The 20,480-nt window shown below is 52.1% G+C and carries 21 protein-coding genes; 4 read left to right on the top strand and 17 right to left on the bottom strand.

The features are described from left to right. Positions 1-317: 317 nt before the first annotated feature. The 3 genes from CHM34_RS13995 to CHM34_RS13985 form a co-directional block, all read right to left on the bottom strand. Positions 318-515 carry a spore germination protein gene (locus tag CHM34_RS13995; protein ID WP_094265234.1) on the bottom strand — a complete coding sequence of 66 codons (198 nt, stop codon included), beginning with the start codon at positions 513-515 and terminating at the stop codon, positions 318-320. A 120-nt stretch (positions 516-635) separates the two neighbouring features. Continuing rightward, positions 636-839, bottom strand: a complete 204-nt coding sequence (locus CHM34_RS13990) for a spore germination protein (RefSeq protein ID WP_094265233.1) — start codon at positions 837-839, stop codon at positions 636-638. Between the two features lie 64 nt (positions 840-903). After that, positions 904-1,323, bottom strand: coding sequence for an Hsp20/alpha crystallin family protein (locus tag CHM34_RS13985; protein ID WP_169713745.1), 420 nt, complete (start codon positions 1,321-1,323; stop codon positions 904-906). A gap of 154 nt (positions 1,324-1,477) precedes the next feature. Between CHM34_RS13985 and gerPC the strand changes: the two genes are divergently transcribed. After that, positions 1,478-1,864: a spore germination protein GerPC gene (gerPC, locus tag CHM34_RS13980; RefSeq protein WP_169713744.1), complete on the top strand. Its 387-nt coding sequence runs from the start codon at positions 1,478-1,480 to the stop codon at positions 1,862-1,864. 77 nt (positions 1,865-1,941) lie between these two features. Here the strand turns inward: gerPC and CHM34_RS13975 are convergent, their stop codons facing one another. From CHM34_RS13975 to CHM34_RS13935, 9 genes are all read right to left on the bottom strand, one after another. Then, positions 1,942-2,943 (bottom strand): glycoside hydrolase family 5 protein, encoded by a 1,002-nt coding sequence (locus CHM34_RS13975; RefSeq protein WP_094265230.1) that lies wholly within the window; start codon positions 2,941-2,943, stop codon positions 1,942-1,944. Between the two features lie 505 nt (positions 2,944-3,448). After that, entirely contained in the window at positions 3,449-4,234 is a 786-nt protein-coding gene (locus tag CHM34_RS13970; RefSeq protein ID WP_094265229.1) for an ABC transporter permease, read from the bottom strand. Positions 4,235-4,244: 10 nt separating this feature from the next. Beyond that, positions 4,245-5,039 carry an ABC transporter permease gene (locus tag CHM34_RS13965; RefSeq protein WP_094265228.1) on the bottom strand — a complete coding sequence of 265 codons (795 nt, stop codon included), beginning with the start codon at positions 5,037-5,039 and terminating at the stop codon, positions 4,245-4,247. Continuing rightward, positions 5,032-6,039 (bottom strand): ABC transporter ATP-binding protein, encoded by a 1,008-nt coding sequence (locus tag CHM34_RS13960; RefSeq protein WP_094265227.1) that lies wholly within the window; start codon positions 6,037-6,039, stop codon positions 5,032-5,034. The genes CHM34_RS13965 and CHM34_RS13960 overlap by 8 nt, the downstream gene beginning before the upstream one ends. A gap of 196 nt (positions 6,040-6,235) precedes the next feature. Further along, entirely contained in the window at positions 6,236-6,997 is a 762-nt protein-coding gene (locus tag CHM34_RS13955; protein ID WP_094265226.1) for a sporulation protein, read from the bottom strand. 27 nt (positions 6,998-7,024) lie between these two features. Then, positions 7,025-7,765: a sporulation protein gene (locus CHM34_RS13950; RefSeq protein ID WP_094265225.1), complete on the bottom strand. Its 741-nt coding sequence runs from the start codon at positions 7,763-7,765 to the stop codon at positions 7,025-7,027. Positions 7,766-7,805: 40 nt separating this feature from the next. Further along, positions 7,806-9,203: a class II fumarate hydratase gene (locus CHM34_RS13945; RefSeq protein ID WP_094265224.1), complete on the bottom strand. Its 1,398-nt coding sequence runs from the start codon at positions 9,201-9,203 to the stop codon at positions 7,806-7,808. Between the two features lie 40 nt (positions 9,204-9,243). Beyond that, the gene (locus CHM34_RS13940) at positions 9,244-10,632 is read right to left on the bottom strand and encodes a hypothetical protein (protein ID WP_094265223.1); all 1,389 of its coding nucleotides are present in this window, start codon (positions 10,630-10,632) and stop codon (positions 9,244-9,246) included. 145 nt (positions 10,633-10,777) lie between these two features. Beyond that, positions 10,778-11,746 carry a DUF1835 domain-containing protein gene (locus tag CHM34_RS13935; protein WP_169713743.1) on the bottom strand — a complete coding sequence of 323 codons (969 nt, stop codon included), beginning with the start codon at positions 11,744-11,746 and terminating at the stop codon, positions 10,778-10,780. A 331-nt stretch (positions 11,747-12,077) separates the two neighbouring features. On the opposite strand from CHM34_RS13935, the gene CHM34_RS13930 reads away from it, so the two are divergent. From CHM34_RS13930 to CHM34_RS13920, 3 genes are all read left to right on the top strand, one after another. Beyond that, a complete protein-coding gene (locus CHM34_RS13930; protein ID WP_094265221.1) occupies positions 12,078-13,373 on the top strand; it encodes a glutamate-1-semialdehyde 2,1-aminomutase in 1,296 nt (431 codons plus the stop codon). Between the two features lie 12 nt (positions 13,374-13,385). Continuing rightward, positions 13,386-13,805: a globin domain-containing protein gene (locus CHM34_RS13925; protein WP_094265220.1), complete on the top strand. Its 420-nt coding sequence runs from the start codon at positions 13,386-13,388 to the stop codon at positions 13,803-13,805. A gap of 598 nt (positions 13,806-14,403) precedes the next feature. Then, on the top strand, positions 14,404-15,192 hold the full coding sequence (locus CHM34_RS13920) for a 2OG-Fe dioxygenase family protein (RefSeq protein ID WP_094265219.1): 789 nt from the start codon (positions 14,404-14,406) through the stop codon (positions 15,190-15,192). Between the two features lie 296 nt (positions 15,193-15,488). On the opposite strand, the gene CHM34_RS13915 is transcribed toward CHM34_RS13920, so the two are convergent. The 5 genes from CHM34_RS13915 to coxB form a co-directional block, all read right to left on the bottom strand. Continuing rightward, positions 15,489-15,749, bottom strand: coding sequence for a helix-turn-helix domain-containing protein (locus CHM34_RS13915; protein WP_094265218.1), 261 nt, complete (start codon positions 15,747-15,749; stop codon positions 15,489-15,491). A 216-nt stretch (positions 15,750-15,965) separates the two neighbouring features. Beyond that, positions 15,966-16,862, bottom strand: coding sequence for a cytochrome c oxidase assembly protein (locus CHM34_RS13910; RefSeq protein ID WP_240512035.1), 897 nt, complete (start codon positions 16,860-16,862; stop codon positions 15,966-15,968). A gap of 24 nt (positions 16,863-16,886) precedes the next feature. Beyond that, on the bottom strand, positions 16,887-17,510 hold the full coding sequence (locus CHM34_RS13905; protein WP_094265216.1) for a cytochrome (ubi)quinol oxidase subunit III: 624 nt from the start codon (positions 17,508-17,510) through the stop codon (positions 16,887-16,889). Next, on the bottom strand, positions 17,507-19,408 hold the full coding sequence (gene ctaD, locus CHM34_RS13900) for a cytochrome c oxidase subunit I (protein WP_094265215.1): 1,902 nt from the start codon (positions 19,406-19,408) through the stop codon (positions 17,507-17,509). The genes CHM34_RS13905 and ctaD overlap by 4 nt, the downstream gene beginning before the upstream one ends. 30 nt (positions 19,409-19,438) lie before the next feature. Beyond that, positions 19,439-20,455: a cytochrome c oxidase subunit II gene (coxB, locus tag CHM34_RS13895; protein WP_240512029.1), complete on the bottom strand. Its 1,017-nt coding sequence runs from the start codon at positions 20,453-20,455 to the stop codon at positions 19,439-19,441. Positions 20,456-20,480: the final 25 nt, after the last annotated feature.

Here is a 20,480-nt window from a genome sequence, read left to right as displayed (position 1 = left end):
GCGGATCCAAGATCCGATTGGAACCCCTTCAAGTAGCGGATGTTCCTAAAGTGGCGCCCGGAGCAGGTGTTCCCGGTCCTGGGACAGGCGTCGGAGCCGGAGCGGGCATTCCCGGTACCGGCTGCGGGGTAGGAACTTGCGGGGGCGGAATACGGGGAGGGCCCGGTTCTCGATCCGGTGGTCTCTCGGGAGCTTCCTCCCTCGGTGCGACGAGGTTCAGAGTCGTACCGATATTGAGAGACCCTACACCGGCAATGGAGTGAACTTTTATGTTATGAATACAAATGCGGAACATGGTTACCCCATCCGTTTCTAACTTAGTCAATAAAATCCCGGTCATTGACCCAGTTCTTTTCCATGTCCAGATTACGTCCATGATCACCGATAGGCGATGACCCACCCACGGTTTTCGTCTCACTATCCGGACCGATATTAATGGTATTGCCAAAATTAGCAGATCCCGTACCGGAAATGTTGTGTATCTTCAGGTTGTAGATGTTGTTTACCGTGCCCATGGATCATCCACCCCGAAGAACCCTTTTTAACAAACGACCTTTCAAAAAGGTAAACTTTTCTTCCAGATCTCGGCGGTATACCAACGCCTCCATGATCCGTTTCATTCCGCCAAGGGTCGACTACACTTGGTCGATCACGTCGGAATCGAAATTTGTATTAAGTCCTAAAGTGGCATTCCGACCCCAGTCACCGATCAGGAAAGAGCCTCCGACAGCTTTTTCGTTGGATTCCACTCCAATATTCAGAGCGTTGCCGTAATTGAGCGCGCCCGGGCCGGATACACTCTGTATCTTCTGGCTGAAGATATTGTTCAAAGTCCCCATAATACCTCTCCTTCCTCCTTAACTCTGTCATCTTATGAGCATCTGCCGGGCTGTGTGCCCGCCTTCAATCTTGTTCCACCCGGATCCGCCTCTCGTTACGGGCAGTCGACCCCTTAGGCAAATAAATTTCCAGTACTCCTTTCCGATAACGGGCACGGGTGTTTTCGCGACTGACCGTCTCCCCCAGGGGGACGACCCGTTCAAACTGCCCCTGAAACCGCTCCGTTAAGATCCGCTGGCAATCTTGTCGAGAGGGGGAAATTTCGCCTCTCACATAAAGGGTTTCTTCGTCCACATGAAGTTCCACGGTATCGATATCGTCGATTCCCGGTGCATCGATAAGAACAATCACTTCGCGTTCATTCTTTAATACATCGACTCGGGGTGGATACCCCTGTACCGCTCCCGACACTTCCGACCAAAAATCCTCGCCGAGAAAATCCCTCGCCAAACGTCCCCACTGGGTGAATTGGTTCCTTTTCACCAGTCTCCCTCCTGATTGCCCATGAAAACTCATATAGGCCAGTGTATTCGGTTTTCGCTATTCGGTCACAGATCGGTTGGAGGAGTGCTTGGCATGAACCGGTTTGCATCGCCCATATACTGTTACAGAATCGGGTACCGGAGGTGAAAACACCGTGTATGCCTACCTGTGGGATCGATTGAACCGGTTGGAGCAGGACCTCCAATCATTGCGCCAGGAAAACGAAGAGCTTAGGAAAAAACTGGCCACGATCCAGCCGCTCCGGATCGAACGGATTGAATATAAAGTGCAGGAACTTCAAGTGGAAACCCTCAGCGGTACCCTGGACATCGGGTTGTCGGTCAAGGGGGACGACCAGAGCATCGACCGACTCGTCGAAAAAATCAAAGACGGCCAAAACACCCATTTCCAATTGGGGGATCAAATCCCCTCGCCGGAGGAACAAAAGGAGGAGAACACCTGCCCCGGCCCGGAAGAATCAACAGAGAAAGAACGGAACGGGAATAAAGATGACCACTCCGACAAAGAAAAGGATTTGTAGAAAACCAGAAATAAACCAGCCTCAGAGAGCGACTCTGCGGCTGGCTGTGTATTTCATGGGAGACGCTTTTTCGCTGATTACTTATTCCTGATAAACACGGATGCAGGCGAGCTCGTGGATCGAAGACCGTCGGGGCCGTATACGATTCGGCTGCCCCATTCAGTCAAGTGATTTCCGGCCCAATCGTAGGAGAGGTCAAGGTATTCCACTCCCCCACTGTTTCCTTTCCAGGACCAGGCCGCCCAGCCTACTCCCTTTTCTGCTGTATAGCTCAAAATGGTATCTTCGTCCACATCTCCATCATGATGTCGATGGCCGAATTCACCGATCATGACGGCCAATCCCTGATCGAGCACACCATCGATGTTGGACCGGATCGTTTCCGCGTCTCCACCCGCGTATTCATACATGTGGATGGAAAACATCGTGTTCTCAAGCGGATCGGCATCAAATACTTCTTTTCCGTATTCGTGAATCGATTGGGGATATTGCCCCCATCCCGCAGCGTCAACTAAGAGTGTGTGTTCGAGTCCTGCTGCTCGCAGCTGTGGAATGGCCTGTTTATAACCCGCCGCCCAACCTGCACCGTCCGAGCTTCCATACCACTCATTGGCAATATTGATGATAACGGTATCTTCTTTCCCGATTAACACATCCTTGATTTCTTTCCAATAATTAATCGCTCGATTGAGATCCGATACTTGATCACTTCCGGTTCCATCGTGTACTTCGAGAATCGTGACCAAATCGTGTTCCTCTGCCAGCGATATAATCTTTCTCACTGTGTCTGCATCATCTTTTGTCCATTGACCGCCATCGGAAAGAGTGACCCGGATGGTATTGGCCCCCTGATTTGTTATTGCTTGTACGGCAGTAGCGGTTTGATCCTTATACCATGTATGGGCGTGATTGATCCCTCTCATGACAAAGGCGTTTCCATTCGCATCATAAAGCCTTCCATCATCCACATAAAAACCATTGGCCGCAGCATGACTCGTCGGTATCGGGACGGAAACTGCCCCGCACAACACGATCACCAACATCCAAACCACGACTTGAATTGACAAGATTTTTTTCATTCAGATAACCCCCGGTACCATGTGTTTGAACGCTTCACTCCTCAATCGATCCCCCAGTTTCCTCCCGGCTTCATAATAAGCAGGTATCTTTTTCTTCTCCAGTTTTCCCATTTAAAACATATTTTTCAATGTTTCGCTTTGATTATATCCTCCTTCAGAGATATTTGTCTATACTTTTATTTTAAAAAGTACATATTTATATGATCACCCCTGCTTTGCGAGAAGAGATCCTCTCTGAGAAATTACAAGTCCCTCGCCTGATAGAAGGCAAGGGACTTGTAAAATAGCGTCAATGCAAGCTCCAGATTCAGTGGACGAAAGACACGTCATTTATATTTGGCAACTGAACCGACAGCGGGTGATAACCAGTGTGCGGCACTTAGTTAGGTCCCCGGAGGAAACAGTGGGACCGTTTTTCATCTGCGGGAGGGCACCCGGCACAGGGCCGAAATCGACTCCCGCACTCACCCAGTACCAATCGTGGTTATTGATGATCAAACATGCCTTAATTCCCCGCTCCCCGGTAGTTGCGGATTCCCCAGTTCCACAACCGGACTCCCAGAAATAGATAAATCGCACCCACAACAGGGGTGAGCAAGGCGAAGGTCAGCCATCGTTGGTCATCGAGCAGAAAACTGGCAGGATAAAATCCGACAAAGGCGAAGGGCATCACCCATGTCAACACCAATTGGATCGCCTTGTGGTAGATATTGACCGGATACCGGCCGTAATTGCTCACATTGTACATAATCGGCTGAATATCCGTTTTGGAGTCGGAAAACAGGCTGATGCTGGTCAACGCAATGTAGATCCCGCCGTAAACGGCGGCCCCTCCCAAGACAAAGACCAGGAACAGCAGGGGATCATACCAGGCCACGGCCAAATCCATCTCCCAAGCGGCCCAACCCATCACCAGAAATCCCGTTACAACACCGATGAGAGATTCGGGGGTCATGGTCTCCATAATCACCTGGAGCAGACTGTGGGCCGGACGGGTGAGCACGCGATCCAGCTCTCCCCGGATGATATAGCGCTCATTGAAGTCCCACAGGTTGAAAAAGGCTGAAAAGATCGCATAGGGAACCAGGAAGTATCCGTAAATGAAAATCACTTCCTCCTGGGACCATCCGCTCAGTTGACGGGTATGGGAAAAAACCACCAGGATGAAGACCAGATTGACTGCCTGAAACAGAAAATCCGTAGCCAACTGGACCAGGAAGTCGCTTCGGTATTCCATCCGGATCTTCATGTACTGAAGAAAATACCCCCAAAACAGTCGAATATGAAACATGGTCCGCTCCTCACCCTCCTTGCACGACCAACCGACGGCGGGCCGTCATCCACAAGATTTGAATCGGCAACCATAAGAGAATTCCCCATAAGGTCTGTATTCCCAGGAAGGAAAGAATTTCGCCTGTCGGCATACCCTTGGACAGAATCGTACTCGGCATATAGCTGATTCCTTGAAAGGGCAGAAAGGAGAGTATCCGCTGGGCCCAGTCCGGATAAAAGGAGATCGGCAGAATGAGACCGGAAAGCAGATCCACCAGCACCCGCTTCGCCCGGATCATGCCGGCGTTATTGAGGACAAAGAAGGCCATCAACCCTGTCAAAACATTGATCTGGGCGTTAATGACAAATCCCAATATAAGGCTCAAACCGAACCAGAGCCACGGGGAAAGTGATCCCGGCAGTTGAATCGGAAAGACCAGCGACACAACCAGCAATCCCGGAACACTGAAGAGAAGCAATCGAAAAAGTCCTTCTCCCAACCCTTGAAAGCATTTAACCAGGATATAATGATAGGGACGGATCAACTGAATGGCAACGGTCCCGTCACGGATTTCCTGTGCGATCTCCCGGTCCAGATTATTGAAGTAAAAAGCCCGGGACATCCAGGCCACCGCTACATAGGTCGCCATTTCCACGGACGTGGTTCCGTTAATGGATCCACTGTTCCCATAAACAGCCATCCAGAGAAAATAATAGACTCCGATATTCAAACTGTAAATGATGATGCCGCTGTAATAATTGACCCGGTAGGCCAACATCATCAAAAAACGAATCCGCATCAATTCCAGATAAGTACTAAGCATGGGCGACACCTTCCCGGTAGATCCGGCGAACGATATCCTCGGTCGTTGCTTCCTCAATCTGAATCTCTTTGATATCCACGTGGGTCACCAGTCGCGATAAAACCTCGGAGACACCGGACTTTCCCTGTTCCAGGTGAAGAACATACCGCCGTCCCCCCTTGTGTTCCCAACGAAGAGCCAACCCGCGCGTCCTCTCTTGCAGAGTAAACAGCGGGACTTCCTCTGACAGCTCGAGCCACACCCGCTGTCCGTTGCCCCACTGAGTGCGCAACCGGCCCAAGTCACCGTCATAGATGATCTTTCCCCGGTCCAGCATCACCACCCGGGAACAGAGAGCTTCGATATCAGACAAGTCATGGGTGGTGAGTAGAATCGTCGTCCCGTATTCCCGGTTAACCTGACGCAAAAAGTGACGAATATTCTCCTTCACTAAAACATCCAGACCGATCGTCGGTTCATCCAGAAAGACCAGGCGCGGCTGGTGGATCAAAGCCGCAGCCAACTCACAGCGCATCCGTTGTCCCAGGCTGAGCTTACGGACCGGCTGATCCAGAAACGATCCGATCTCCAGCACTTCGACGAGTCGGTCCATATGGCACTGATAGACCTTGTCGGGAATGCGGTACAATTTTTTAAGCAACCGAAAGGATTCCCGTACCGCGATATCCCACCACAGTTGACTTCGTTGCCCGAAGACCACCCCAATCGTCCGCACAAATTCCTCTCGCTGACGGTGAGGGTCAAAACCGTTGACCCGAAGCATCCCTGATGTCGGTTCCAAAATCCCCGTCAACATTTTAATCGTCGTCGATTTTCCCGCCCCGTTTTCCCCGATATATCCGACGATTTCCCCTGATTCGATCTCCAGCCGGATGCTGTCCACCGCACGAATCGTTCGATATTGCCGGTCAAACAGATCGCTGAAAGCTCCTGTCAAACCCGGACGGCTTCGATACACCTTAAACTCTTTGGTCAGCTCCCGTGCCTCAATGCTCAACATGTTTCACCAACTCCTTGGATCTCTCTTTTTCCGGGAACTTTTATAAAAAAGCAGCACCCCTTCCCGGGATGCCTTTCTGACCGATCTAAAACACATATTCCCGTATCTATCACAATCTATCATAAAAAAGATAGATAAAAAGATGCAAGACGGCGGGAGTGACTCCCGCCGTCTCAACCATCCGTATAAAAACCCTTTAACGGGCATGACGATGGATCAGTTCAGAAACCTTTTTCTGCAATTCTTCCATTCCATCCTCGATGTCTTCCTTGGTTACGCCGAAACGAACGGTGCGATTATCCAATTCCAATGCTTCTTCCAGAGAAGTCATGAGGTCTGTCGCTTTCCGATCGATCTGCATAATCACTTCCAATTCTTTTTCTCCCACGTAAAACATCACTTCCAGCTTATCCAGCACCCTTCGCAGGTCACCGGTCGGTTTAAATTCGAATTCCTGAATAAAAGGGTGGCGGGAGAAAAAGTTTTCAAATTCAAAACCGATATCCACCAGCTGAAACCCGGCGGTTTCCACTACATGCAATACCTTTTCCACCAGCGGATGGGGCAGTACTTCGATTCCGTCGGTATCGTCGGGATCGACTGCCATTTGGATATTCAGCCCTGTTTTCAGATAGACCGGACAGCCGCCGGTGGTAACGGGTGTATCAAAGGGCAGGCGGATTTCAAAGGGAATTACTTTGGTTTCCCGGGGCCCGATCGTAAAGATTTCGGATAATCGATATTCCTCCATCACGTATTCGTGTTGGGACCCCTCATGATAATAAACAATGACCAGGAACAGGTAGAGTTCATCCACTTCCTGCTCCACCTGCCCGCCCTGGATAAATACCTCTCCTTCGATCAGACCGCCCTGCCGGTACTGTGTTTGACGCAGTCGGGTATCCACCTTGGCGTTTCCCACCCCGATGCTGGCCAGTGCTTTGCTGAACAGTGACATCCTTTTTCCCTCCTCACCCCCGAGTCTCTAACGTTGTAGCAGAGATTGGATCGTTTCAGCGGGGCTGCTCACTTGGTCTTGGTGTCCACCATCATTCATCGTCAGCGTCCCGTCCGGATCTTCCAAATCCCAGCTGAAGGAAGTCGTTAAATTTCGCGTTCCCCTGCAGATTTCCACATCCATTTGTACATCGTGGCTGTCGACATCGAAGAATAAATTCAATTCATCTAGAAAACCGTGATAGCGGTCTGTGGGCCGGAATTGAAAGATTTGGATAAAGGGACGATCCTTGGAATCCGGAAGGTGTTCGTTGAACAAACGATACATAATGAAACCGGAACGCTCAATCTCCCCCAAAACCTTCTCCACCGTCGGATGTGGAAATACTTCAATCCGGTCCATATCCGTCGGATCCTTCGCCATCTTAATGTCCAGCCCTGTTTTAAGGTAGATCGGAAACCGACCGCAGGACATCGGGGTATCGAAAGGCAACCGAATCTGGAAAGGGATAATCTGATACTCCCGCTCCTGAAGCTCAAAGGACTCGCTCAAATGATATTTTTGCATGACAAAGGGGATTTTTTTATCGCCTTTCAGATAATGGACAACCAAGTAGAGATAAATATCATCAATCACCTGACTGGCGCTTCCGCCCCGAATCACTACTTCACCCTTGACATTTTCCCCCGGTTGGTACTGAGACCGCTCTAACCGGGTGTCCACTTTAGCAGAACCGACCCCTAGACTGGCCAGTGCTTTATAGAACATCTTTTCACCTCCTTAAAAGCGAGAAAGACCGGCTGGCCGGTCATTCCCGATCAGGAATCATATGGGCGGCATCCAGGATGCGATCCGCCTCCTCCTCTGACAACAAGTTTTCTTCCCGTACCATTTCACGGACGGTCTTTCCTTCCGCATAAGCTTTTTTGGCGACCTCTGCCGCTCGGTCGTACCCGATCGCGGGATTCAGCGCGGTGGCCAGGGCGAGAGACTGATCCATCAAGGAGCGGCATCGCTCTTCGTTCACTTCCAACCCCGAGACACAGCGTTCCTCGAAGGTATCCATGCCCGCATACAGAATCTGGATGGAATGAAGAAGGTTATAGGCGATCACCGGCATCATCACGTTCAACTGCAATTGTGCATGTTCACCGGCCGCAGTAATGCAGGCATCGTTTCCGATGACTTGAGTGACGATCATGTTGGCCATCTCCGCCATCACGGGATTCACCTTACCGGGCATGATTGAGGATCCCGGTTGAACCGGAGGCAACCGATATTCCGCGATTCCGGTACGCGGGCCGGAACTCAACAGGCGAAGGTCGCTGGCCAGCTTTCCCCAATGAACGGCCAAGACTTTCACAGCGGCACTCACTTTGAGTGCTCCGCGGGTATTATGCATAAAGGCAAACCGGTTGTCCGGTTCGGAAAAGGGAAGCCCGGTACGCTCCGCGATATTTTCCACCGCCTTAGCGGCATAGCCTTCCGGCGTATTGATCCCGGTACCGACAGCATTGCCACCCAGACCGATCTGGTAGAGGAGAGGCAGGCTCTCTTCGATTCCTCTCAGAGCCTCCCGCATGGTGGAAGCGTGACCGGACAGCTCATGACTGACCCGCATCGGCACGGCATCCTGCAGATGGGTGCGCCCCGGCTTGATCACATGTCGAAAAGCCTTCGCTTTGGATTCCAAGGTTTTGATTAACTTTTCAACGGAAGGGATCAGGGAGTGCACTAGTTCCTCCGCCACTGAGATGTACATGGCCACATGAATCGTATCATTGGTGGACTGCCCCCGATTGACGTGATCATTGGGATGAACCCGGGACGAATCCCCTGCCTTGCCTCCCAAGAGTTCCGCCGCCCGATTGGCGATCACCTCATTGGCGTTCATATTTTGTGAGGTACCGGCCCCTGCCTGATACACATCGACGACAAAGTGATCGTCCCAATGCCCGTCAATCACTTCCTCCGCCGCCCGGATGATGGCATCGGCCAGGGTCGGCTCCAAATCCCCGCTCTCCCTATTGGAAAAAGCGGCGGCCGCCTTAATGATACCCTGAGCGCGGATAAAACGGCGGGGAAGCTTCAACCCGCTGATCGGGAAATTCTCCACGGCGCGTTGCGTCTGAGCTCCGTAATACTTGTCAGCAGGTACGCGAACTTCTCCGAGGGAATCTCGTTCCCTTCGAAACTTCGTGTCCATGGGAACACCTCACAGTTTAGGATATACCCATACATTTTCCCTAGGACGGGCGATTGAACACGTGTTGAACGTATTCTTCAAACTGTGCGGCAATCCGCTCGTGCTGGTCCTGCTCTCGGCGCTCTTCCTCTTCACGGGCTTGCCGTTCCTGCTCTTCCCGCTCTCGACGCTCTGCTTCCAAACGCTCCTGCTCTCGGCGCTCTTCCTCTTCACAGGCTTGCCGTTCCTGCTCTTCCCGCTCTCGACGCTCCGCTTCCAAGCGCTCCTGTTCTCGGCGCTCTTCCTCTTCACGGGCTTGCCGTTCCTGCTCTTCCCGCTCTCGACGCTCCGCTTCCAAGCGCTCCTGTTCTCGGCGCTCTTCCTCTTCACGGGCTTGCCGTTCCTGCTCTTCCTGCGCGCGACGCTCTGCTTCCAAGCGCTCCTGCTCTCGGCGTTCTTCCTCTTCACGGGCTTGCCGTTCCTGCTCTTCCTGCGCGCGACGCTCTGCTTCCTGGCGCTTTTGTTCCAATTTCGCCCGCCGGTCCTGCGCTTCCTCTTCCTCCGTTTCCTCGACCGGATCCTCCTGATCCTCTCGGCCCTCCTTCTCCATCCTGGTCCGACGGGTTTCTTCCAATCTCTCTTTCAAAATGCTGTCTAGACGAACTTGTGATTCATGGTCCCTCTCCCGGGACACCGACTGCTCCTCTCCATCCGCCGCGTCGTGAGCTTCTGATTCATCTTTCTTCCCGGAGGACTCGGAGCGTTTAAACAACTGATCGAATAAACCCTTGGAATCCCGTTTTTTGATATAAGAATCCAATTGAGAAGATACATACCCTGCCGGTCGGTTCAAACTCTTATGAATGAACTTGCCCAACTGTTTGGGAAACGGACTGTCCCCCGGCAGCTTTTTCAGCGGTTCATCCAAAACCCGACCCGTAAACATCATGTACAGAAGGGTTCCCCAATCAAACACGGGTTCGGGAAGCGTCCGACCCTCCACCCCGCAAAAGATCACCTGAAGTTTCCCGTCCTCGGTAACCCCGATATTGGCGGGATGAAGAAGCGTATACATCCGAAGGGGTTTCTCCTTTAATACGTTCTCCACCGGAAACAAACTTTTGACCCAATGAAGAATCTGGTCCTCCTCGATCGGTCCTCTGGAAATCACTTGATCCAACCGCTCCGAAAAATCGACATACGGACGGATGAACACCAGCGAGCGCTCCTCCGAATAAACCTGGAGGTACGGCAAAATCAAAGGATGGTCCTTTAAAGACAGGTACTGCTGAATCGCCCGGGGCGGGGCCGGTTTCTGAAGTTGGGCGTGCTGAAGGAAAAAACGTTTTCCTCCGGCGGAAGCAACGGCCAGCTCGCCCTCAAAAAACGGCTTCACTCTTTCAACTCGATATGTATCCTGATACAAATCGTCAACTGTAAAGAACGACAACGTCCTCTCCCCCATCATATTTTGAAGCCTAGTTTCTTGGGCTGGTTCGGATATAAAAAGCTACAAAACACCATTTTCAGAATACCACAGCACTATAAAAGCGTACAGACAAAATTCTGCAAAATTACCCATTTGCTGTCCATCCCTACTCTTTTCCTTCAACGATGAACCCTTGCCGGTTCCGACGCCACTGTCCCCCGGTTAAGTGAACACCGCCGAGCCACCAGTCGATACCATGACTCCGGATTCGATCCTTCTTCCCGTCCAAAACCTCCCGTCCCAGAGCAGTCAATTCGAGACAGCCTTCCTCCTGCGAACCGTTTTCCCTGCAGATGGGCCCTTGGATACGGACTAAAGGATGTTGCGAAGAGCTCAGTTCATTTAAGAGGGCGGCAAAATGAAAGTCACTCAACCCGTCCTGTTGACGTTCCCGGGAAACAGCGGCATGGAGCTCCGAAAAACGGGTGACCCCCTCCCTGATCCTATGCATCGCAAAATGCTCCACTTCATTTAACCCGTTAAACACCGAGGGAAAATATTGCAGATGAATGCGAAACGCGTTGTGAATGTGAGGGAGACGACGCGGCTGGGCGGCCAGCCAGCGCTGGACATTGCGGGGATCGGTCGAAAGATATGCCTCCCAGGCCGATGCGGCCTGATCCAGCTGCTCCGGTTTCACCGACTTTCGGTGCCGATACAACTGCTCCAGCCGGTCGGAGGAAAACGATCCCCACTCACGAATATCCATTTCCAACCCATCCGGCGTGATCATCTCCAGCTGTTTCAATCCCAAAGATCGAAAACGGGTAAGCAAATACAACAGCATCATCTGATCGTAACGGTCATGACTAAACCACAATACCACACGGGAGGAACGGGGGATCATCTCCAAGCGCTGCTCCTGATATCGCCCCACCATAAGCATCTGTTCCGCGGGTAAACCCAGCCGCTCCTCAAAAAAGGCGGCCCGCTTCCGCAACTGCTCTTTCACAGTCCATTGCCGGGACAAGGGACCCAAGTCATACATCTCTCTCCAGACAAAAACTTCACCGTCCATCCCTTCCCAATCTCTCAACCTCTCACCCAGTACATCACCGTTGACGATATGAATCACGGTTTGGGATCCCCTCCTTTTCATGAAATGGAACGTAAATCATCGGGACATTTATCCCCGCATCACCGGGTCCTCCATCCGGAAATCCTCCGGGAGAATGAACCGACCGGGTGCGCAACAAAAAAGCTGGGTTCACCCAGCTGCTCTGTCTGCAAAAACACATCGTCTTAACTCCAGGTTACATCTTTCCCCGTCCCTCCGCCAACCCATCGCCTTCCTTCGTTTCACCGACAAACCCCTCCGAAAAGGGGAATGGCTCCGATCTCTTGCCCTCTTCAGCCCTCCCCCGATACAATGGAGAAGCACGGATGGGAAGGAGGGAACAAAATCCATGCGGACTCATCACCGATCCGAAACATTATACAAAGAGGCTTTGGATACCATCGTCGGGGGTGTAAACAGCCCTTCACGCTCCTTATCTGCAGTGGGAATGGACACCCCCATTTTTATGAAAAAAGCACAAGGCCCTTACTTTTGGGATGAAGACGGAAATCGATATATTGACTACTTGGCCGCCTTCGGCCCGATGATCCTGGGGCACGCCCACCCCTCTGTCACGGCCGCGATTATCGAAACCGCCCAGGGGGGCGTCCTCTACGGAACTCCTACAAAAAAGGAAATCCGTTTGGCCCGGATGCTGCGGGAAGCGATCCCTTCCTGTGAACAGATCCGCTTTGTCAACAGCGGTACCGAGGCGGTTATGAGCACCATCCGCTTGGCCCGGGCCTACACCGGACGGGACAAAATCATCAAATTTACCGGCTGCTACCACGGCCACTCCGACCCGGTTCTGGTGGCGGCGGGATCCGGTCCCGCCACCCTGGGGACTCCCGATAGTGCCGGAATCCCCGAGAGTCTCGCCCGGGAAGTGATCACCGTCCCGTTTAACGACCCGGATGCACTCAATGAAGCCCTCGAACAGTGGGGAGACCAAGTAGCCGCTGTTCTGACAGAGCCTCTCGTCGGTAACTTCGGAATCGTCGAGCCGGAGGAAGGTTTTCTGCAGTCCGTCAACGAACAGGCCCATGCCGCAGGCGCCCTCGTCATCTACGATGAAGTCATTACCGGCTTCCGCTTTCACTACGGCGGCGTACAAACCCTGTACGGAGTAGAACCGGATCTAACCGCTCTGGGCAAGGTCATCGGCGGAGGGCTTCCGATCGGGGCTTACGGCGGTAAAAAGGAAATCATGGAAAAAGTGGCCCCCACAGGACCCACTTATCAAGCGGGGACCATGGCCGGCAACCCGTTATCCATCTCCGCCGGAATCGCTTGTCTGGAAACTTTGTCTCTGCCGGGAACCTATGAATCTCTAGACCGCAAAGGACAGGCGCTGGAAGAAGCTCTTCTGGAAGCCGGTGCATCCGTCGGAATCCCTGTCCAAGTCAACCGCAAGACCGGAGCGCTCACTCTCTACTTTACCGACCGCCCGGTAACCGATTACGAAGGTGCCCAAGCCGCCGACAGCGATACCTTCGGTCGATTCTTCCGGGCCATGCTGGAAGAGGGGGTATATCTCGCCCCTTCCAAGTACGAAGCTTGGTTTATCACAACCGCCCACACAGACGAAGATATCCAGTATACGGTGAGGGCGATAAAGAATTCCTTTCAAAAATTGGCCCCATAAAATCGGGAGGTAATAGACTTGTCCCAACCACTGACCCTGTATGAGAAGATGGGAGGAGCCGAAACGATCGACTGCATCGTAAGCGCCTTTTATCCCCGGGTGCAGTCCGATCCTCTGCTCGCACCGCTGTTCCCGGAAGATATCCGTCCAGTGATGGAAAAACAGAAGTGCTTTTTAACCCAGTTCTTCGGCGGACCTCCCCTTTACAGCCAAAAATACGGTCATCCGCGCCTCCGGATGCGGCATCTCCCCTTTCCCATCACCCCGAGCCGGGCGAATGCGTGGCTGCGCTGCATGTCCCTCGCTCTGGACGAAGCCGGGATCGAAGGGGAACTGCGGCAGGAGATGTGGAGCCGTCTCTATTTCACCGCTTCCCATATGATTAACACCGATGAAGAGGATATCTCCTCGAACACCCCAAGGGAAAACTGAAAAAGGCCACAAAAAAACTTCCGGTTTCTCCGGAAGTTTTTTGTCATTCGTATTCGCGTAAAGATAAATAGAGAAGACGACTTCCTCGCTGAAGAAAATCTGGTGTACTCCCTCGGGTCACCCGCAGAGCCCTTCAGACTCTCACCCGCTGACCCCAGTACCGAAAGGACCGAGGGCTCCAGGGTTCCGATCAGGTAGTACAAAGCGGCTTGATTTCCGGCTGTCTGTCCTCCATTTTTTTACGGGTCGACGTTCTCAGCTTCTTCGGACGTGAATATTTTTTAATCGATTCAGGACTTGGTCAAGTTACTACTTATTATCTTACTCAATCCAGGTAACAAACTCAACCTCCTTTTTGATCGTTTTCATCCTCTATCGAATAAGACATGTTTCCATGAATAAACCCTTTGATGATACAGGTCGATTCCTTTCTTATCGTTATATTAATTTACAATAGACAAAGATCCATTTATTATAGAATATATTAACTGGTTTAATAGATTGATCCATTATCCTTCCTCATGTTTTCAAAAAATGGATTCTCTACCCCAAATGTGTGGACACACTACATCATTTCATCATTCGGAGGTATTCTCGGATGGAAAACGTACTGACCGACTCCCAGTCTAAAATATTTCAAAAACAAGGTTATATTCGTTTCGACTTGCAAAGTGAGCTGGCGGATTCCGGGTTGTTGAATCACTTTGATCCGTTGAAACAAGTATTCACCGACCTTCCTGCGGATCCCTACGCGAGGGATACCCAGCGCTACCGCCGTTACTCCCGGGCGGTCATCATCCCGTGGACCCATGAACTACACTGGCTACCCAACTATCATCCCCGGAACGGTGAACCGGTCTGCGAGTACTACCAGGGTGCTTACAATGCCGAATACCAGGAAGAGTACCGCGCCTTTGCACCAGTCCCTGAAGCCATTAAATCCAACCCGCTTCTTCAGGAGATGATCCTGTACAATTTCAAGCTGACCTTTTGGGACGAGCGCATCCTTACCATGCCGATCCATGTCGGTGTACACTTCGTCAAAATGAGCGTCGACGACCCTGACAGTGAGTCCGTCGCCTCCCCCAACCACGTTCATCAGGATGGCGAGCCGTTCACCTTCTGTCACTTGATCGAACGGTCAAACGTTATCGGTGGAATCAATACCATTGCCACACCGGAATGCGCGGGAAAAAACCGGGAAGAGATCGACCCGAATCTCATCCATGAGGAGTTTGAACTCACATCCCCGCTGGAAAGCTACGGGATCTGCGATCGCATGGTGAGCCATTACGTCAGTGGTGTCCGCCTCGGCACCGATCGGGATGTCGCCGAACGATCCGCCATTCTGATCGATTATGTTCCAACGGTGATCTCCATTACATAGTAGCCCCTTCAAACCCCTTTGTTCCGTCTTTATAATGGCGTTTTCCGGATGCGGCCATCGCATGCGGACATAGATAAGGCTCCGGCAACCACCGCCGGAGCCTTATCTTTTTGGATCCACCGGCACAATCAGGGGCAGACACCCCGAAAGCGTCACAAGGGAGATACTTACCCCCTAATCCCCCTCCATCTTCTCCATCAGGCTCAGCTGGATCGCTCCGCGCCACGGTCCCGCCATGGCGGAACGCGCCCCCCTATTGCGCCTTGATTGCCGGTTCATAACAATCCTGATTCAGCTTATGTACCGATGAGCTTCTCCTTAATCTCCCGGATCGAGAACCCCTCCTCTTTCAAAGACCGAATCTCCTCAATCCGTTCAAGGGCGAACACCCGTCGGTACCGCCTCGTCATTCGAGTATCCTCCTGATAAAAGGGTAGCAGCCCCTCTTCTGTATAGTATTTCAACGTACTGTAGCGGACACCGGTTAATCGGACCAGTTCACTGATGGTGACGTATGTGGATTTTTGGATCGTTTCCATGCTTCGTCTGCGAGACATGCACCCACCTCCCGGCCAAGAGGGTTTTTCTTTTCCCCCGCGCTGATGATTTCATATGGTTTTTTACTTATTACTTACTAGATAAAGCATAACCGATTTTTTAGCGGGAGACAAATCTCGTCCTCTGTTTCCAAGAGAGAACCGGGTGAATTCGCATATGAACGTCCAAACAAAATACCCCTTCAACCGCAACGGCTGAGCGATTGAAGGGGATGATTAACCGCCTTTTTCCTCCCCGGGTCGATTCACGGAAGGCGGATTCCAGTTTGCCTCCCCGGTTGTCGAAGGGGAAGGATGATCAGTCGGAATCCCGTACGTTTCATTCCTCTTTTCCCGGCGTACCCATTGAAAGAAAACCCCGGCCAAGGCAACCCCGTAAACGGCCTCCTGAAGAATTTTCATAATCACGCCCCCCATTTGCTGATCATCCCGGGGAGAGAGAATGGGAAAAAGACGTTCTCCCCCGCTGTAGGAAGTAAAGAGCAGATGGTCGGCAAAAATGATCAAGGCGCAAGCTGGAGTCAGCAGAACGCCCGCTGCACAGATATAAGCCATTTTCCGCAACGGACTCAGCCGTTCCTGCTCGGGAAGGGGAGCTGTCACCGGCCACCACATCAGGAAGGCGGACAGGGTAAGGAGACCGTGGGATAAAGCATGGTAGAAAGCGCTCCCCATAATCGTGTCGAATACCCGGGGAACATGGTACAGGGAAAATAAGCCGTTAAAGACAAGCAAGGAAAGAAGAGGGCGAGACCAAAGGGTAAACAACCCCCTCCACACCCCCTTCACTTGATCGAATCCCCACCGGTACAGCCAGTCCGGAATGCCGAGAAGGATCAGAGGCGGCATGATCAGGTAGAGAAGGGATTGTTGAAACATATGGACGCTGAACAGTTCGTCCCCGATCAGGTTGATAGGACTGCCCAAAGCCAGATAACACAAGCACAAACCCGTCATGAACAGTGCTTTTTGACGATTGGATACCGGTGCTGATTCCGGAATCGCCCTCCGCTTCGGACCGGTGATCCACAAGTAGGCCGTTCCCAAAGCCAAAGCCATTGCGTTCATTCCGATATGGTACATACCCGGCTGCAAAAAGGGCTTCAACAACATGTCCACTTCCATCCCCCCTTCCTGTCATTCCATCATTCCCATCAGATAAACGACGGTAAAGATGAACACCCAAACCACGTCGACAAAATGCCAGTAAAGACTGGCCACATAAAATTTAGGGGCGGTTTGGACCGTAATCCCCCGCTGCCTCCCTTGGATCATCAGGGCCAGAATCCAGAACACCCCGTACAGGACGTGGCTTCCGTGGGTACCCAGCAGCAAATAAAAGGAAGACCCGAAAGCGCTACTGGTAAAGGTATGCCCTTCATGTACATATTCGTAGAATTCATACGCCTCCAGTCCCAGAAAAGCCACCCCCAGCAAAATGGTAATCCCGAACCAGCGGATCATCCCGGGGGCGTCATTCCGGTGCATGGCCATGATCGCCAGTACACTGGTCAGACTGCTGGTAAGCAGAATGAGTGTGGCCGCGGCGACCATGGGCAGACTGTACAGTTCACCGGGGGTGGGACCAGCCAGTGACTCTCCCTTTAATGCCAGGTAAGTGCCGAACATTGTGGCGAAAAGGGTTGTCTCCGCCGCGATAAACAGCCAGAAACCGAGTATTTTATTCTTGCCTTCCAGCGTGGCCTTTTCCGGCTCGGCGGGCAGACCGGCCACGGTCGATGTTTCTTCCTCGATCCTCACGTTCCTTTCACCTCTTCCTCCGGATGAATATGAAAACCCTCATCTTCCTGGAAAGAGCGAATAAAGAGAGTCACGATGACAATGAGCAATCCCAGAACCCCGACGCGGACCGAATGGAACACAAACCCGATCCCCGAGATGAAAAAGCCGATCGCCATGACAAAGGGCAGATACGTCGAGGAGGGCATATGGATGGGACCCAAAGGCTCCGCTGGCTGCATCCCACGGTTTCCTTCCCTTTTTTCCGCCCACCAGGGATCCAGACTGCGTATCTTGGGCAGTTGGGCAAAATTATACTCGGGAGGAGGAGAAGAAATCGCCCATTCTAACGTGCGACCGTCCCAGGGATCGGATTCCGCCCTCGGCCCTTTGGTTAGAGACCAGACGGCGTTATACAGGAAAAACAACAGACCGATGGTCATCAAAATAGTACCGAGGGAGCTTAACAAATTGTTCAGCTCCAATCCGTAGCCGGATGGATAAGTGAACACCCGCCGCGGCATTCCGTATAACCCCAGAAAGTGCTGCGGGAAAAACGTGAGATGAACCCCCGGATAAAAGAACCAAAAATTCCATCTCCCCCATTTTTCACTGAGCATCCGACCGAAGATTTTCGGCCACCAATAGTACACCCCGGCGAGGATTCCCAGAAGGGTGCCGCCGATAATGACATAATGAAAATGAGCCACGACAAAATAGGTGTCATGAAACTGCCAATCGGCGGGTACCACCCCCAGCATCACTCCGGTCACACCCCCGATGACAAACATGACGATAAATCCCGCGGCGTAGAGCATAGCGGTAGTAAAACGAAGGCTCCCGCCCCACATGGTAGCCAGCCAATTAAACACTTTAATCCCGGTCGGTACGGCAATCGCCATGGTGGCAACGGCAAAAATCGTATTGGCCACCGGCCCCAGACCGACTGTAAACATGTGATGCACCCAGACCATAAAACCCAAAAATCCGATCAGAACCACAGCGAAAACCATGGAGTTGTAACCGAACAGACGCTTTCGGGAAAAGGTGCTGATCACTTCGGAAAAGACACCGAATGCGGGCAAAACCAGGATATATACTTCAGGATGACCGAAAATCCAAAATATGTGCTGCCAAATCGTCACATTTCCTCCGCCATGTGTCGTAAAGAAGTTCGTGTCAAACAATCGCTCGAACATCATCATGAACAACCCCGCAGTCAGCGGAGGAAAAGCGAACAGAATCAACGCTGAAGTAACAAAGGTAGTCCAGGTAAACAGAGGCATGCGAAGATAACTCATCCCCGGCGCCCGCATGTTAATGATCGTCACCAGAAAGTTGATCCCGCTGATCAACGTTCCGATCCCGGCGATTTGCAGGCCCAACACGTAATAATTGACCCCCGGACCGGGGCTGAACTCATTGAGGGCCAACGTGGCATAACTGGTCCAGCCGGCATCGGGGGCACCACCGAATAACCAGCTCAGGTTCAACAGCAGGCCACCGGAAAAATACAGCCAAAATCCCAGGGAGTTGAGAAAAGGGAAAGCCACATCCCTCGCGCCGATTTGCAAAGGAACGATCACGTTCATCAAGCCGAAGAGCAGGGGGAGAGCCACCAAAAAAATCATGGTTGTCCCGTGCATGGACATCAGCTGATTATATTGATCACCCACGATAAAGCGATTGTCGGGAAACATGAGCTGGAGACGGATTAACAATGCCTCCAACCCGCCGACGGTAAAAAAGAAACCGCCGGCGGTCAGGTAAAGCACGCCGATCTTTTTGTGGTCCACCGTGGTGATCCATTCCCACAGCCAGTTTTGTTGCACCCTCTCCAGATATTTTTTGTTGTATCCTCCAGTGAGGATGGCCGCCAAAAACAGGCCGAACACGATAAGGATAATGATCGTTGCCATGGTATTCCCTCCTATGCGGACAGGCGGAAGTTATTTCAGATCGCTAAGGTACTCCACCAGAGCGGAAATCTCTTTTTTACTGAGATGATCGAAGGCCGGCATTCGATTGCCCGGTTTGACGACCTGTGGATCCTTCAACCAGGCTTCCAGATTTTCTTTATTGTTCTCCCATACTCCGGCGATCCGTGTTCGCTTACCGAATGCCGTCAGATTGGGGCCGGTACGCCCTTTGATCTCAAAACCGGCACCATCGATGGCGTGGCAGCCGATACAGTTTTGGGACACTAGCTTCTTCCCCTCTGAGGCAAGAGGCGTCTGAGGCTGGGAAGAAGGATTTCTCATCGATGCCACCCACTCTTCAAACTCCTCCGGGGGATGAGCAATCACCCGGAAGTTCATCAAAGCGTGGCTGGCCCCACACAATTCCGTGCATCGCCCTTCATACACCCCCGGGCGATCCGCCTCCAAAACCAGCCGATTTTGAATCCCGGGATTCAGATCCTGTTTGCCGCCTAAACTGGGCGCCCAAAAGGCGTGAATAACATCGCCGGAGGTCATTTGAAAATCCACCTGGGTCCCGGTGGGAATATGCACCTCATTGGCCGTTTGTACTCCCAGATCCGGATATTCGAATCCCCACCAATACTGAAAGCCGACTACATTGACACGCATCGATTGCTCCGGCTCCGGTTTCTTATTCAGGGTAAAAGTAGCGGAGATGGTGGGAACAGCGAGAATCACCAACAAAATGATGGGAATCACCGTCCACAACACCTCCAACTTCCGGCTCCCTTCCACCTGTTCCGGAATTTCCTCCTCCCCCGGGCGCTCCCGAAAGCGATATACGACATAAATATAAATAGCGGCCACGACGATCACAACCAACGTCATAATCCCCGTGCTGAGATAAATCAATCCCAACTGCGACCGGCCGGCCGGCCCCGCCGGATCAAGCACCGATTGAGAAGGATGACCGCAACCCGCCTGGATTATCACTGCCAACAGAAGGACCCATCCGGCCCCGATTCGCCACTTTTGTTTCATCATTCGTATAACCCCGCTTTCCTAGGCC

This window comes from Paludifilum halophilum (assembly GCF_002245355.1).
Taxonomy (GTDB): domain Bacteria; phylum Bacillota; class Bacilli; order Thermoactinomycetales; family DSM-45169; genus Paludifilum; species Paludifilum halophilum.
Note: the sequence above shows the minus strand (reverse complement) of the source record. Positions and strands in the feature narration are given on the sequence as shown.

Coding starts and splice junctions, on each gene's coding strand:
- CHM34_RS13995 (WP_094265234.1), bottom strand. CDS start 515: ATGGGCACGGTAAACAACATCTACAACCTGAAGATACACAACATTTCC.
- CHM34_RS13990 (WP_094265233.1), bottom strand. CDS start 839: ATGGGGACTTTGAACAATATCTTCAGCCAGAAGATACAGAGTGTATCC.
- CHM34_RS13975 (WP_094265230.1), bottom strand. CDS start 2,943: ATGAAAAAAATCTTGTCAATTCAAGTCGTGGTTTGGATGTTGGTGATC.
- CHM34_RS13970 (WP_094265229.1), bottom strand. CDS start 4,234: ATGTTTCATATTCGACTGTTTTGGGGGTATTTTCTTCAGTACATGAAG.
- CHM34_RS13965 (WP_094265228.1), bottom strand. CDS start 5,039: ATGCTTAGTACTTATCTGGAATTGATGCGGATTCGTTTTTTGATGATG.
- CHM34_RS13960 (WP_094265227.1), bottom strand. CDS start 6,039: ATGTTGAGCATTGAGGCACGGGAGCTGACCAAAGAGTTTAAGGTGTAT.
- CHM34_RS13955 (WP_094265226.1), bottom strand. CDS start 6,997: ATGTCACTGTTCAGCAAAGCACTGGCCAGCATCGGGGTGGGAAACGCC.
- CHM34_RS13950 (WP_094265225.1), bottom strand. CDS start 7,765: ATGTTCTATAAAGCACTGGCCAGTCTAGGGGTCGGTTCTGCTAAAGTG.
- CHM34_RS13945 (WP_094265224.1), bottom strand. CDS start 9,203: ATGGACACGAAGTTTCGAAGGGAACGAGATTCCCTCGGAGAAGTTCGC.
- CHM34_RS13930 (WP_094265221.1), top strand. CDS start 12,078: ATGCGGACTCATCACCGATCCGAAACATTATACAAAGAGGCTTTGGAT.
- CHM34_RS13920 (WP_094265219.1), top strand. CDS start 14,404: ATGGAAAACGTACTGACCGACTCCCAGTCTAAAATATTTCAAAAACAA.
- CHM34_RS13915 (WP_094265218.1), bottom strand. CDS start 15,749: ATGTCTCGCAGACGAAGCATGGAAACGATCCAAAAATCCACATACGTC.
- CHM34_RS13910 (WP_240512035.1), bottom strand. CDS start 16,862: ATGTTGTTGAAGCCCTTTTTGCAGCCGGGTATGTACCATATCGGAATG.
- ctaD (WP_094265215.1), bottom strand. CDS start 19,408: ATGGCAACGATCATTATCCTTATCGTGTTCGGCCTGTTTTTGGCGGCC.
- coxB (WP_240512029.1), bottom strand. CDS start 20,455: ATGATGAAACAAAAGTGGCGAATCGGGGCCGGATGGGTCCTTCTGTTG.